At 49.3% G+C, this 14,338-nt stretch carries 15 protein-coding genes and 1 riboswitch; of the genes, 13 read left to right on the forward strand and 2 right to left on the reverse strand.

The genetic code is table 11. The features are described 5' to 3' along the window. Nucleotides 1–14 precede the first annotated feature (14 nt). Both ACV3PA_RS06070 and ACV3PA_RS06075 read left to right on the forward strand, forming a co-directional pair. On the forward strand, nt 15–932 hold the full coding sequence (locus tag ACV3PA_RS06070) for a proline dehydrogenase family protein (protein WP_035405952.1): 918 nt from the start codon (nt 15–17) through the stop codon (nt 930–932). A 58-nt stretch (nt 933–990) separates the two neighbouring features. Beyond that, the gene (locus ACV3PA_RS06075; RefSeq protein WP_456125832.1) at nt 991–1,809 is read left to right on the forward strand and encodes a DUF2785 domain-containing protein; all 819 of its coding nucleotides are present in this window, start codon (nt 991–993) and stop codon (nt 1,807–1,809) included. Nucleotides 1,810–2,188: 379 nt separating this feature from the next. Here ACV3PA_RS06075 and ACV3PA_RS06080 read toward each other — a convergent pair whose 3' ends face one another. Further along, nucleotides 2,189–2,446, reverse strand: a complete 258-nt coding sequence (locus ACV3PA_RS06080; protein ID WP_290779023.1) for a hypothetical protein — start codon at nt 2,444–2,446, stop codon at nt 2,189–2,191. Nucleotide 2,447: 1 nt separating this feature from the next. Then, a complete protein-coding gene (locus ACV3PA_RS06085; protein WP_456125833.1) occupies nt 2,448–3,095 on the reverse strand; it encodes a class I SAM-dependent methyltransferase in 648 nt (215 codons plus the stop codon). A gap of 183 nt (nt 3,096–3,278) precedes the next feature. Here ACV3PA_RS06085 and ACV3PA_RS06090 point away from each other — a divergent pair, with 183 nt between their 5' ends. The 11 genes from ACV3PA_RS06090 (at nt 3,279) to ACV3PA_RS06140 (ending at nt 14,163) form a co-directional block, all read left to right on the forward strand. Further along, nucleotides 3,279–5,696 carry a 3-hydroxyacyl-CoA dehydrogenase/enoyl-CoA hydratase family protein gene (locus ACV3PA_RS06090; RefSeq protein WP_456125834.1) on the forward strand — a complete coding sequence of 806 codons (2,418 nt, stop codon included), beginning with the start codon at nt 3,279–3,281 and terminating at the stop codon, nt 5,694–5,696. Nucleotides 5,697–5,713: 17 nt separating this feature from the next. Beyond that, nucleotides 5,714–6,904: an acetyl-CoA C-acetyltransferase gene (locus ACV3PA_RS06095; RefSeq protein ID WP_456125835.1), complete on the forward strand. Its 1,191-nt coding sequence runs from the start codon at nt 5,714–5,716 to the stop codon at nt 6,902–6,904. Beyond that, entirely contained in the window at nt 6,901–8,685 is a 1,785-nt protein-coding gene (locus tag ACV3PA_RS06100; RefSeq protein WP_023469171.1) for an acyl-CoA dehydrogenase family protein, read from the forward strand. Before ACV3PA_RS06095 ends, ACV3PA_RS06100 begins: the two co-directional genes overlap by 4 nt. 75 nt (nt 8,686–8,760) lie before the next feature. Then, entirely contained in the window at nt 8,761–9,213 is a 453-nt protein-coding gene (locus ACV3PA_RS06105; RefSeq protein WP_053454137.1) for a DinB family protein, read from the forward strand. A gap of 34 nt (nt 9,214–9,247) precedes the next feature. Continuing rightward, nucleotides 9,248–9,610: an arsenate reductase family protein gene (locus tag ACV3PA_RS06110; protein ID WP_053454567.1), complete on the forward strand. Its 363-nt coding sequence runs from the start codon at nt 9,248–9,250 to the stop codon at nt 9,608–9,610. 64 nt (nt 9,611–9,674) lie between these two features. Further along, the gene (gene gcvH / locus ACV3PA_RS06115; protein WP_029342437.1) at nt 9,675–10,058 is read left to right on the forward strand and encodes a glycine cleavage system protein GcvH; all 384 of its coding nucleotides are present in this window, start codon (nt 9,675–9,677) and stop codon (nt 10,056–10,058) included. A gap of 98 nt (nt 10,059–10,156) precedes the next feature. Continuing rightward, the gene (locus ACV3PA_RS06120; protein WP_035405990.1) at nt 10,157–10,438 is read left to right on the forward strand and encodes a thioredoxin family protein; all 282 of its coding nucleotides are present in this window, start codon (nt 10,157–10,159) and stop codon (nt 10,436–10,438) included. 539 nt (nt 10,439–10,977) lie between these two features. Beyond that, nucleotides 10,978–11,616 carry a class I SAM-dependent methyltransferase gene (locus tag ACV3PA_RS06125; protein WP_456125836.1) on the forward strand — a complete coding sequence of 213 codons (639 nt, stop codon included), beginning with the start codon at nt 10,978–10,980 and terminating at the stop codon, nt 11,614–11,616. 3 nt (nt 11,617–11,619) lie between these two features. Further along, entirely contained in the window at nt 11,620–12,084 is a 465-nt protein-coding gene (locus ACV3PA_RS06130; protein ID WP_029342435.1) for an S-ribosylhomocysteine lyase, read from the forward strand. Further along, complete coding sequence (locus ACV3PA_RS06135; RefSeq protein ID WP_456125954.1) at nt 12,081–13,004, forward strand: PLP-dependent cysteine synthase family protein; 924 nt, start codon at nt 12,081–12,083, stop codon at nt 13,002–13,004. Before ACV3PA_RS06130 ends, ACV3PA_RS06135 begins: the two co-directional genes overlap by 4 nt. Then, nucleotides 12,997–14,163 carry a bifunctional cystathionine gamma-lyase/homocysteine desulfhydrase gene (locus tag ACV3PA_RS06140; RefSeq protein WP_023469163.1) on the forward strand — a complete coding sequence of 389 codons (1,167 nt, stop codon included), beginning with the start codon at nt 12,997–12,999 and terminating at the stop codon, nt 14,161–14,163. The genes ACV3PA_RS06135 and ACV3PA_RS06140 overlap by 8 nt, the downstream gene beginning before the upstream one ends. A 57-nt stretch (nt 14,164–14,220) precedes the next feature. Further along, a riboswitch (SAM riboswitch) is annotated at nt 14,221–14,325 on the forward strand. Nucleotides 14,326–14,338: the final 13 nt, after the last annotated feature.

A 14,338-nucleotide genomic window follows, 5' to 3' on the forward strand; every position in this document is an offset into this window, starting at 1 on the left:
GGGAATCATGAGTGATGGAAAAAGTACTACGGGATGGTTTTATCTTCTTATCGCAAAACAAGACATTGAACGGTCTCGCCAAGCGATACGGGCTTAAATTCGGAGCAAGTCGCTTCGTGGCAGGGGATTCATTGGAAGCATCAAAACGGGCGATCCAGGAATTGAACGCAAAAGGATTATGCGTCACGATGGACCATTTAGGGGAGTTCATCTCGACGGTGGCTGAAGCAGAGATGATGACACAAGAATGTATTCGTGCGGTTGAGATGATTGCGGAAGAAAAATTAGACTCGCAACTCTCGTTGAAACTGACATCACTCGGACTTGATATCTCGGACGACTTGATCCGCTCGAACATGGAACGGATCTTAACACGGGCAAAAGAACTCGGTGTCTTCGTCACGATCGATATGGAAGATGAGCCACGTTGTGAAAAGACGATTCAATTGTTTGAAGAATTGCGCCAATCTTTCGATAACATCGGTACAGTCATTCAGTCATACCTCTACCGGTCGGAAGATGATATCAAACGCGTCGGTCGTTTCGAGACGAACCTTCGAATCGTCAAAGGGGCATACAAAGAGCCGGCGACGGTGGCGTTCCCAGAGAAAGAAGACGTCGACCACAACTACATCAAGCTCGTGAAGTTACAATTATCACTCGGAAACTATGCTGCCGTCGCAACGCATGACGATGCGATGATCGAGCAAATCATCCGTTACGCTAAAGAAAACGGAATCGAAAAAGACCAGTTCGAATTCCAGATGTTGTTCGGCATCCGAGTCGAGCGTCAACTCGAACTCGTCAAACAAGGCTATAAAGTCCGTGTCTATGTCCCTTATGGACGTGACTGGTACGGTTACTTCATGCGCCGTTTAGCAGAACGACCAGCAAACGTTGCCTTCGTTCTTAAAGGAATGGTCAAAGGATAAGTAGAGAAGACGATGCAGCGCTGCATCGTCTTTTTTGATTTAGAGAGGAGAGGACAGAATGGCACGCACAGAACAAGAGTTAAAGGAACTGTTACAACAAGACACGAGTACAACGCCTGCATTACTCAATGAGTTGCTTTTACATATTGGTTCGACGGATCCTAAGTTACGAGATGGATTAATCTATCCGCAGTTAGCGACATATATCAGCTCAGACGCATTGACGAGAGCTGAGACAGAGCAGATTTTCGATTTTATTTTAAGCGGGCATGGATTGATGTACCGGATGGGAACATCGGATGCAACGGCTGTCCTGACGCGATCGTTTTCCGCTTTGGCACTTGCTGAGCTGTTAGTCATGGATAAAACTCGGCAAGTCTTGACGCAAGATCAGCTGGGTCAACTATCGAATTACTTACAAACCTATCTGGAGCAAGAAAGAGATGTCCGCGGATTCATTGACGGATTGGGATGGGCACATAGTATAGCGCATATCGCGGATGTCTATGCGGTCTGGTTTACGCATCCAGCCAGTCGTCCTGAGGAGGAAATCGGAGCGATTGATGCGATGATTCGTCAGTTGACGCGGTCCGATTATCTCTACATTGACGAAGAAGCCGATCGAATGGTGACGGCATGGTTGCAAGCTTGTCGCTATGGATTGTCGGAAGACCTCCTATTGCAACGAATCGAACAGACCATTCAGGAGTGGCTTGAGAGTGACGTGACATGGGGAGATGCGGAATGGACGACGTATCGTAACGTCAAACAGATGCTGCAGACACTCTATTTCCGACTGAAATGGGAAGAACAATCGGGTCTCATCTTAATTGAAGAGTGGTTGCGACAGGTACACCAGCGAACGCATGGAGCATAGTATACCGGACGTTCCCAGCATCTTCGAGGTGATTTGCCGGGTCTTCCTATTCCCTGACGGAAGCATGGTTCATGCTTTCTTTTCCTGTAGGAGTCGAAGATGCCTGGTTTCGCCCTAAATGAACTCACATCAAAAGCGATCGAATTCCGTCAATGGAATCGATCGCTTTTGAATTCTTTGGATAACAAATGAGTGCGTCCTCCTCACATGTCTTCACCCGACTCCTACAGGAAAAAGCGAAATGTTTCACCTCGCGCTGTCAGAGACAAACAAGACCCGGATTCGTCATCCGAGGGATGAGGAAGACTGGCTTGTGTCTCGCCTGAGGAAAGCGGGTGAGAAGACGGTGAGGTTATTGATAATGGAGTTTCATCGATCATTACGGCAAAATGACATTTCCTAAAAACAGCATGCCTGCAAATACAAGGATGACAAGAAAGATAGAAGTCTGCGGGTGGAATCGCTTTTCTTGATAGCGTCGAAAAATGCGTCTTCCGAGTTCAGGTATACCCATCAGAAAAACCATGTACAATAAGAAATATTGCCACCGCTCTAAAACATCAAGTGAATCGATATAAAACAACAGATTGATACCTAAAGCTACTAATATGAATGTATAAAAAGTTGTATACGACATCTTACTTCTCCCTCACAGCCGTCGTCTGAAAAGCAAACAAACACGAGAAGGCATGTGCTTGATCAAGTAACCGATGCCCCGTCATGACGGCGCCTTCCTTTTGGATGACTGCTTCATCAAGTAACGTCCAGCCGCGTTCTTTTGCTAGCTGCAGCAATTCCCACGGCATCATCGTATTCCCCATCGCGACTTCTTCGCCATAGAGACGACGATAAGCAAGTTGCCGTGGTGCGGCTGTCGGACCGAGTAGACTGATGACGACAAGTGGGGCGACGCGTTCAATTTCTTGTAACACCTGGACGGGACGTGTCGACCATTCGAGTGAATTGACGGCAAGAACGACGTCAAATGCATAATCGCCGAACGGTAATGCTTCGCCCGTTCCGACGATGAACGTCTGCTCGGGTGATTTCTGACGTGCAATTCGAATCATCTCGTCAGAGACATCGAGTCCGACTGTTTGAAAGTCTGGTGTCAGTAGTCGACAGGCGGCACCATCGCCACAACCGAGATCAAGCAACCGACCACCGGTGATCATTTTTCGTAAGAACGGTAAAACGGTTTTGCGGCTGCCATTCGTCCACATATCATCAGCGCGCTCCGCCCAGTCAGCGGCTTTTTGATTCCATACGTGCTCAGTTTGACTCATTTTCAACCACCCCTTTATATCAGTCTAACAGGAAAATTTGTCCATTGACTGATTTTTTATTGCTACTGAATCATTATTCATTTATGATGAAGATGTAGAAGAAGCAAACGAAAACCGATTGGCTTCTTTTTTTGTCAGTATAATGAATGGTTGTTCATTCAATTTAAACTCAGGGGGTATATCATGGCGAGTCAAATCGGTCAGCCGACCACAATACAGTTGACGAAACACATCCAATTCGCCGTCATCATCGGTTCAGGGGTGATGGGTGCAGGCATCGCGGCACATCTTGCGAATGCTGGCATACGGACATTGATGCTTGATATCGTACCAAAAGAACTTACGGCACAAGAAGAGAAGCAGGGTTTGACGCTGAGTGATCCGCGCGTCCGTTCCCGCATCGCGCGCGATAACCGCGAAAAGCTCTTGAAACAAAATCCAGCACCACTGGCATCGAAGAAATTGATCGACTTCATCGAGGTCGGAAACTTAGAAGACGACTTAGAGCGTTTGAAAGAAGCGGACTGGATCGTTGAAGTCGTCGTCGAACGACTCGATGTCAAACAGCAATTGTTCGCAACAATCGAACCGTTCATTCGGGAAGACGCAATCGTCAGTTCGAACACATCGGGCATCTCGATCGAGGCGATGCGCGAAGGGCGCTCGGAATCGTTCAACCGTCGTTTCCTCGGGACACACTTCTTTAACCCACCACGTTATCTGAAGTTACTCGAGTTGATTCCAACGTCAGACACGGATCCAAGTGTCGTCGACTTCATGAAACAATTCGCAGAAGAACGACTCGGAAAAGGTGTCGTCATCGCGAAGGACACACCGAACTTCATTGGCAACCGGATCGGGACATACGGTCTCCTCGTGACGATGGATGAGATGAAAAAGGGTGGCTATTCGATCGGGGAGGTCGATTCCGTCACAGGTCCATTACTCGGACGTCCAGGCTCAGCGACGTTCCGGACACTCGACGTCGTCGGCATCGACACGTTCGTCCACGTCGCGAACAACGTTTACGACTTATTGCCTGAAGGCGAGGAGAAGGAGACATTTGCAGTTCCGACTGAGATGCGTCGCCTTGTCGAACAAGGATCGCTCGGTGCAAAGACGGGGCAAGGATTCTATAAAAAAGTTGGAAAACAGATCCTTGAACTTGATCTTGAGACATTTGAGTACGTTGAAAAGAAAGCGCTTACTGAACCGTCGATCGGACAAGCAAAAGCACTTCCGGGCGCAAAAAATAAACTGAAGGCTGTCGTCTTCGCGCAAGATCGTGTCGGTGCGTTACTCTGGCCGATTCACGCAAAAACATTGCTCTATTCGGCACAACTGACGGGTGAGATCGCAGACGACATCAAAGCGATCGACGAAGCAATGAAATGGGGCTTCGGCTGGAAGATGGGACCGTTTGAGACATGGGATACACTTGGCGTCGAGAAAACAGTCGCGAAGATGAAACAAGATGGATACGCGGTACCGGCATGGGTCGATGAGATGCTCGCAGCAGGGAAGACGAGTTTCTATGATGCATCGGGTCGCCATTATGACGTTGCAACGAAAGATTACGTCGGAGCGACGGTCAATCCGAAGGAAATCCGCCTCCGTGACGTCCGAAAATCAAACGGTGTCTTACTAGAGAACAACGGAGCACGCTTGCTTGATATCGGAGACGATGTCGCGGTCCTTGAGTTCACATCGAAGAGCAATGCAATCGGTGTCGACATCATGCAGATGATCGAACAGTCAGTCGATTTAGTTGAGAAAAACCACCGTGGTCTCGTCATCGCAAACGATGGTAAGAACTTCTGTGTCGGGGCGAACTTAGCGATGATGCTGATGGAAGCAGAAGATGAGAACTGGTTCGAACTCGACTGGATCATCAACAAATTCCAACAATCGATTCAAAAGATTCGTTACGCATCGCGTCCAATCGTCGCTGCACCACAAGGAATGACGCTTGGTGGTGGTACCGAGATCTCGCTTCCGGCAGCTCGTCTGCAAGCTGGTCTGGAAACGTACATGGGTCTCGTCGAAGTCGGTGTCGGTCTGATTCCAGGAGGCGGCGGAAACGTCAACACGTATCGTCGACTGTTAGAAAACACACCAGACGGACTCGTCAACATCGAGAAAGCAGCGCAAAAGACATTTGAAAACGTCGCGATGGCAAAAGTCTCAAAATCAGCCTTTGAAGCACGCGAACTCGGATATGTCCGCTCCGTTGATCAAATCTCGATGAACCGCGATCACTTGACGTATGATGCGAAACAACTCGTCCTTGAACTTGACCGGACTGGCTACACAGCACCAGCGAAAGCGAAGATTCCGGTCGTTGGTCGTGCCGGTAAAGCGACGCTTGAACTCGCGACACGCGAAATGTTCTACGGTGGTTATATCTCAGAACACGACTTAAAAATCGCAAGTAAACTCGCACATGTCATCGCTGGTGGGAACGTCGCCTTCGGTAGCCACGTCGATGAACAATATATGCTCGACATCGAACGGGAAGCTTTTTTGAGCCTGATCGGTGAGATGAAAACACAACAACGGATGCAGCACATGCTCGTCAAAGGCAAGCCGCTTCGTAACTGAGGACTGGGGGGATTCGGATGAAGGAAGCAGTAATCGTCGCCGGTGCACGGACACCGGTCGGAAAAGCAAAAAAGGGCGCATTCAAGTCAATGCGCTCGGATGAATTAGCAGGCATCGCCATCCAGGAAACGTTAAAACGGTCCGGTTACACGGGAGCGGTTGATGACGTCATCCTCGGATGTGCCTTACCGGAAGCAGAGCAAGGGATGAACATCGCCCGGTACGCTTCCGTCCTTGGTGGATTATCACACGAGGTACCGGCAATCACGATCAACCGGTATTGCTCAAGTGGTCTACAATCGATTGCTGACGCGGCAATGAAAATCATGACGGGGCAAGCAACTGCTGTCGTCGCTGGTGGACTCGAATCGATGAGTCAAGTCCCGATGCCCGGTCACGTCGTCCGACCTAATCCGTCGATCGTCGATACGGCACCAGAGTACTACATGAGCATGGGGCATACAGCGGAGCAAGTCGCTGCAACCTACAAGGTCTCAAGAGAAGATCAAGATGCTTTTGCACTAAAGAGTCACCAAAAGGCAGCAGCAGCAATCGCAGCTGGTAAGTTTGCTGACGAAATCGTCCCGGTGACAGTGACGGAACAATTCGTCAATGATGAACTGAAAATCGAAGAGAAGACATTCGTCGTCGAGCACGATGAAGGCGTTCGTCCGGATTCGTCACCTGAAGGTCTCGCGAAACTTCGCCCAGCATTCCGCCTCGGCGGTAGCGTCACAGCAGGGAATTCTTCGCAGACGTCAGACGGTGCAGCTGCCGTCCTCGTCATGGAACGGGAAGAGGCAGAACGCCAAGGCTTACCGATTCTCGGCAAGTTCAAATCGTTCGCTGTCGGTGGTGTCCGTCCGGAAGTCATGGGGATCGGACCAGTCGTCGCGATACCAAAAGCACTCGAACTCGCAGGCATCACGCTTGAGGACGTTGGTTTGATCGAGTTGAACGAAGCGTTCGCTTCGCAGTCACTCGGTGTCATCCGCGAGCTTGGACTAAACGAAGATATCGTCAACGTCAACGGTGGAGCAATTGCCCTCGGCCACCCGCTCGGTTGTACAGGAACGAAATTGACATTAACGCTCTTGCATGAAATGAAACGCCGGAATGTCCAGTATGGTGTCGTCTCGATGTGTATCGGTGGCGGAATGGGCGCAGCAGGTGTATTCGAACTAGTTGAAGGAGGAACAGGACAATGAGCCAAACGACAAACGAATTAATCAAAGGTGGCAGTTTTGTATTAGATGAGTTAGCACCAGAACGTCTCTTCACACCAGAGGATTTCTCGGAAGAACACAAAATGGTCGGTGATATGACAGCGAAGTTCGTCGAAGATCGTGTCGTTCCTGTCTTGGACCGGATCGAAAAACACGAGTTCGAACTATCGGTCGGTCTACTCCGTGAAGCAGGCGAGCTTGGTTTACTCGGCGCAGACGTTCCGGAAGCATATGGCGGCTATCAGATGGATAAGATCTCGTCTTCGATCATCACGGAGAAGTTCGCGCGCGGTCGTTCATTCGCCCTCAGCTACGGCGCACACGTCGGAATCGGTTCGTTGCCGATCGTCTTCTTCGGTAACGAAGAGCAAAAGCATAAATACTTGCCGAAACTCGCTTCAGGGGAGTGGATCGCTTCGTACGCATTGACAGAGCCAGGCTCTGGTTCGGATGCACTCGGTGCTAAAACGACGGCTGTCTTGAATGAAGCAGGAACGCACTACATCCTAAACGGTGAAAAACAATGGATCACGAACGCTGGTTTCGCAAGCTTGTTCGTCGTCTACGCAAAAATCGACGGTGACAAGTTCACAGCCTTCCTCGTCGAAGGATCATATCCAGGCGTCTCGACAGGTGTCGAGGAGCAGAAGATGGGGATTAAAGGGTCATCAACACGGACATTGATTTTACAAGACGCAGAAGTACCAGTCGATAACGTCCTCGGTGAGATTGGACGCGGTCACGTCATCGCCTTTAACATCTTGAACGTCGGTCGTTATAAATTAGCTGTTGGTGCTGTCGGTTCGTCGAAACGAGCAATTGATCTCGCAGTCCAGTACTCAAACGAACGCAAGCAGTTCAAAACACCGATCAGCTCGTTCCCATTGATTCAAGAAAAACTCGCGACGATGGCAGCACAGACGTATGCGATGGAAAGTTCAGTTTACCGGACAGGTGGTCTGTTCCAAGATAGCCTTGATCAGCTGTCAGAAGAAGAGAGCAAAGACGGTAAGAAAATCGCCGATGCGATTGCTGAGTATGCGATTGAATGCTCGATGAACAAAGTCTTTGCTTCGGAAACATTTGATTACGTTATCGACGAAGCAGTTCAGATTCACGGTGGTTACGGCTTCATGGCAGAATATGAAGTCGAGAACATGTACCGCGATTCACGGATCAACCGAATCTTTGAAGGAACGAACGAAATCAACCGTCTCCTCGTACCGGGAACATTGTTGAAGAAAGCGATGAAAGGCGAGTTGCCGTTGCTTGCGGAAGCACAACGTCTGCAACAAGAAGTGATGAGCTTCATGCCAACAGAAATCGGAACAGCACCACTCGATCGCGAACGTCACTTACTCGCAATGATGAAGAAAATCTTCTTGTTGACTGCCGGAACAGCGGTCCAGAAATACCAGGACAAACTCCAAGGCGAGCAAGAGATCTTAGCGAACACAGCCGACATCATGAGTGCAATCTATGCGCTTGAGTCAGCGATCGTCCGGACGGACAAAGCGATTGCCGATAAAGGCATCGAGAAGAGCGAACTGAAAGTCCGTTATACGGAAGTCTTCGCGCAACAAGCATTCGAAGCTGTCGAGCGTGACGCGAAAGAGACACTCTACGCGGCAGCAAGCGGCGACGAACTCCGGATGTTGCTCTCGGCGCTCAAAAAATTCAGCCGTTACCAGCCGATCAACGTCATCGGTACGAAACGCGACATCGCAAAACGCCTCATCGAGTCAAATAAATATACGGTCTAAGTCAGGTTTACCGCTTCGCCTTTGCAGGGAAAATCTCTGTAAAGGCGAAGTTTTTGGTTGAGGAGGGAAAACGAGATGCGCCAAGAATTGGTTGAACTGCAATTTGCGATTGCCTACTATCAATCCCTTGAACGTTTGTCGCCAGAAGAATGGGAACTGCCGCTTGCCCTTAACAAGTGGACGGTCCTTGAGTGTGTCAGCCACCTCTATTTATGGGATCGGTTTTATTATGATCATGCCATCTCGAAGTTACCGGACGAACCGTTGACACTGGTCGAGACGGATTTCGATCAGTTCAATCGACTGGCAATCGAGTATGCGCATCATATCGATCCGCTTGCCTTACTGAAGAAAGCGATCAGTGTCCGGCGTGACATCGTCGACCATCTCAACCGTCTGTCTGACGAGGAATTTGCGGCGACCTATGAGAATTTCCGACCGCAAGAATTCGTCGAGTCGTTCGTTGCCCATGACGCCCATCATCAAGATCAGATCGACGGGGCGCTCGCACGCTTGAAGCAGAAGTGATCCATCTGCTACTCTTGAAGGTGAGGTGATGAACATGACAACAACAGTCACGATGTACGGCTATCCGAAATGTAGTACGTGCGTCAAAGCAAAAAAAGCACTCGAACAACACGGTGTCGAAGTCGATTACAAACATATCGTTGAAGAGACACCGTCTGCAGCAACGATTCAGGAGCTCCACCAAAAAAGTGGGGAGCCGTTGAAGAAGTTCTTCAACACGAGCGGTCAATCGTATCGTTCGCAAGGCATCAAGGACAAACTTCCTGCGTTATCAGAAGACGAGCAATACAAGTTGCTCGCAAGTGATGGTATGTTGCTGAAGCGTCCAATCGTTACCGACGGGAAAGACGTTACGATTGGCTTCAAGGAAGAATTGTATCAAGGAAAATGGTATTAAGTTCAGAGTCGATTTTGGTATACTGAACACGTTAGTCCAAATTAGTCCACAGGGGGAATCGGAAATGAGTCAAGTAAAAGACAACTTACGCTATTCGGAAGAACATGAATGGGTCGAAGTATCAGGAAACAAAGCGCGTATCGGAATCACGGATTTCGCGCAACACGAACTCGGGGATATCGTCTTCGTCGAATTACCTGAAGTTGGGGATACAATCTCAGCAAACGAGCCATTCGGTTCAGTCGAGTCGGTCAAGACAGTCTCAGAATTATATGCACCGATCTCTGGTAAAGTCGTTGCGATCAACGAAAACCTTTCGGATTCCCCAGAACTCGTCAACGAGTCACCATTTGAAGGCGCTTGGATGGTCGACATCGAAATCGAAGATGCTTCACAAGTTGAGGCATTGATGGACGCTGCAGCGTACAAATCGATGATCAACGAGTAATACTTAACGAAAAGAGAGTGAACGAGGCGCTTGCGTTTCGTCCGCTCTCTTTTTTTTGTATACTGACGACAGATACCACGAAGAAAGGAGCGACCCCAATGCAAGAGGTCACGACTGTCCCGGAAAACGGGTTATTGTATGTCTATGCACCGATGTGCGGGACATGCGCTATCGCAGAACGAATGCTTGATATCGTCGAAGCTACGGATTCAGGTCAATCGATTCAGAAGGCGAACGGGAATTTTATTCCGGACTTCTTAGAAGAAGCCCGAGTCATGAGCGTACCGGCGTTATTGCGAATCGAAGAAAACCAAGTCGTAGAGCGACTTTATGCTTTCCAGTCCGTCCAAAATGTCTTCGCTTTCTGTCAAGAACGTTAAGAAAAGTCCGACTGGATTTTTCTTTTTGTTAAATTGTCGGAATATTTACAATAATCCGTTGACAACGCAGAAATATGAATGGTATATTCATAACAACTTCTAGAAATGCATTATAGGAAGTCTAGCAGAGATGACCGTTCCATATGCTTCAAGTCTTGAACCCTTTCTCCCATCCTAAGCCGGTGTATTGTTTCCCCTTAAGTCGTCCCCCAAAGACGAAGCGGTGCAATAGACAGGTGGTGGATCGAAAGGACCGATCAGGAAGTGAACGTAAGCTGACGATCATGTCGAACAGGCGCCGTCCTCCACGCGGAAGAGCGAACAATTCCGAATGGAGCTGGGTTTTCCTTCGTAGCATTTCTAACCACATTATTCGTGTTGTCGGTTCGCCGGCAACGCCTTTTTTTTGTTTTCTGGAAGTTTTTCGAGCCGGTCGCTTGCCAGGATAGGATCTCCTTGCTACAATGCGAATAAGGAAAATTACTTTAATTCATATCCGATTACTCGGAATTAACTGGTGAGATGGAGGACGACAAGGCATGACAGTACGTTTTATGGATGTTTTCACAGAATGGGCATCGACGTATGACGAGACAGTAACCGGGCACGATCCGGAGTATAAAGAAGTCTTTCGTCGATACGATGAGATTTTGGATACAGTAGCGGATAAAGCGCAGTCGCCGGTCATTGAATTCGGAGCAGGCACAGGGAACCTGACACAACGTCTTCTGACACGTCACGACGCCGTACTCGCCGTCGAACCAAGCCCGGAGATGCGGGCGATTTTGACGGAGAAGATTCCATCGCTTGATGTACAGGATGGTCACTTCCTCTCGTTCAAAGCGAAGGAAGCAAGCAGTTTCGTCTCCACTTATGCGTTTCATCATCTAACGGATGAGGAAAAGGGAGAAGCAATCGATCTGATGGCGTCGCATTTATCGAAAGACGGAAAAATCGTCTACGCGGATACGATGTTCGTCTCAGAAGAGGCACGCCTGCAAACGATCCGCGAAGCACGCGCTCAAGGGTTTGACGCGTTAGCGGACGATCTCGAACGCGAGTTTTACCCGTTGATTCCAGTCATGGAAGAATTGTTTACAGCACGGGGATTCACTGTTAACTTCACACAATACAATCACTTCGTCTGGCTCGTAGAAGCCGAGAAAATGGGGGAATAAATCATGGCACTTCAAAAAATGAACGTCGAAAGCTTTAACCTGGATCATACGAAAGTCAAAGCACCTTATATCCGCGTCGCAGGATATAAAGAAGGTAAAGTAGACCAAGTCGTCAAATACGATATCCGTTTCACACAACCAAACGTTGAGCAAATGCCGATGCGTGCGATGCACACACTCGAGCACTTACTTGCTGAAAACATCCGCAACTACTCGGATGATGTCATCGATGTCTCGCCAATGGGATGCCAAACAGGTTTCTACATGGCGATGATGAACTTCGACTCGGTCGAAAAAATGAGCGAACTCGTTGAGAAGACGTTAAATGACGTCCTCGCAGCAGAAGAGATTCCAGCGCAAAACGAAGTCCAATGTGGATTTGCAAGCGCACATGACCTCAAAGGAGCGAAGCACTATGCCGAGAAAATGCTTGCCGGTCGTGATGAATGGGACATCGTCTTCGGATGATCGCGAACAACGTCCGCGACCTCGTCGGAAACACACCACTCTACGAGATCACTTCATTCGATTTGCCTGCTGGTACGCGCATTTTGGCGAAGCTCGAATGGATGAACCCTGGGGGCAGCGTCAAAGACCGCCTTGGCATTCAACTCGTTGATGCAGCAATCGAAAACGGACATGTGACACCAGGCGGTACGATCATCGAGCCGACAGCCGGCAATACCGGCATCGGCTTGGCGCTCGCCGCTAAGAAATACGATCTACAAGTCATTTGTGTCGTTCCAGAAAAATTCAGTCAGGAAAAGCAGACGTTGATGCGGGCACTCGGCGCTACCGTCGTCAACACGCCGACTGAACTTGATATGCAAGGGGCAATTGACCGGGCAAAAGAACTCGGTCAGGAAATTCCGAACAGTTACGTTCCGTTACAATTCGAAAACGAAGAGAATCCAGTCACGTATCAGCGGACACTCGGTCCTGAGCTGATTGCAGACTTACCGCACATCGACTGGTTTGTTGCCGGTTGTGGTTCAGGTGGTACGTTTGCAGGAACAGCGGACTTCTTAAAACAACGTCTCGGCACAAAAGCAGCGATCGTCGAACCGGAAGGCTCCGTTTTAAACGGTGGTCCCGCCGGTCCGCACAAGACAGAAGGCATCGGTACAGCAAAATGGCCAAGTCTCGTGCCGCGTGAGCTCGTTGACGAGATTCATACGATTTCTGACCGCGATGCATTTGACGCGGTCCATACACTTGCCGCTCGTGAAGGACTACTCGTCGGTAGTTCAGCAGGTGCAGCGCTCGTTGCTGTCCTTGATATCGCGAAGCGTCACCCCGGCAGTACGATCGTCACGGTCTTCGCAGACAGTGCCGAACGCTACTTAAGCCAACAAATCTTTGAAAAGGTGGACGAAACTCATGCGTAAGAAGACAGCATTGATTCATGGAGGAACAGGTGTCGACCGGGCAACAGGTGCCGTCACACCACCAATCTATCAAACAAGCACATACAAGCAGGATAAAATCGGTCAACTCAAAGACGGATACGAATACTCACGGACAGCGAACCCAACACGGACGAGCATCGAACGTTTGATTGCGGATCTTGAAGGCGGCGCACGTGGTTTTGCGTTCGGTTCTGGTATGGCAGCAATCCATGCCGTCTTCCATTTGCTTGAGTCTGGTGACCACATCGTCATGACAGATGACGTTTACGGTGGAACGTTCCGCTTGATGCAACGCGTCTTACCGAAGTTCAACATCCAAGTGACATTCGTCGATACGACGGATCTTGCAGCAACGGAAGCAGCGATTCAAGACAACACGAAGATCGTCTATGTCGAAACACCGACGAATCCGTTGTTGAAAGTGACAGACATCGAAGCAATCGCAACGATCGCGAAACGTCACGATCTCAAACTCGTCGTCGATAATACGTTCGCAACACCATACCATCAACAACCACTCGCACTTGGTGCAGACATCGTCTTGCACAGTGCGACGAAATACATCGGCGGACACTCGGACGTCGTCGCTGGTCTTGTCGTCGTCAAAGATGATGCGCTCGGCGAAGAACTGCACTTCATCCAAAACTCGACAGGTGGCGTTCTTGGACCGCAAGACAGTTTCTTGCTCGTCCGTGGTCTTCGTACGCTTGGTATTCGGATGGATGCGATCGAAGAAACAGCCCATGATCTCGTTGCGTTCTTACAAGCACAAGACATCGTCTCGAACATCTTCTACCCAGGACTTGCATCGCACCCTGGACATGACATCCAAGCGAAACAAGCGACTGGATTCGGTGGGATGATCAGCTTTGATGTCGGTTCAGCAGCGAACGCAGAAAAACTCGTCGAGGCAACACACTTCTTCACACTCGCTGAGAGTCTTGGCGCCGTTGAGAGTCTGATTTCCGTTCCTGCACGGATGACGCACGCGTCAATCCCAGCAGAGCGTCGGGCAGAACTCGGGATCACAGATGGTCTCGTTCGGATTTCAGTTGGACTTGAGGATGCGGAAGATTTGAAAGAAGACTTAACACGTGCTTTCACGTTCCTCGAAAAAGTTTCTGAAAAAACTGTTTGACAACAAAAATAACCCCTGCTAATATTCAGAATATATTCTACAAACTTAATACCGAAACTCTTATCGAGAGTGGTGGAGGGACTGGCCCGATGAAACCCGGCAACCGCGGATCTAATCCGAAGTGGTGCTAATTCCAGCAGACAAAAGTCTGGGAGATGAGAGCAAATGGTTTTGT

It is taken from the genome of Exiguobacterium sp. EA-TM-5, assembly GCF_053878415.1.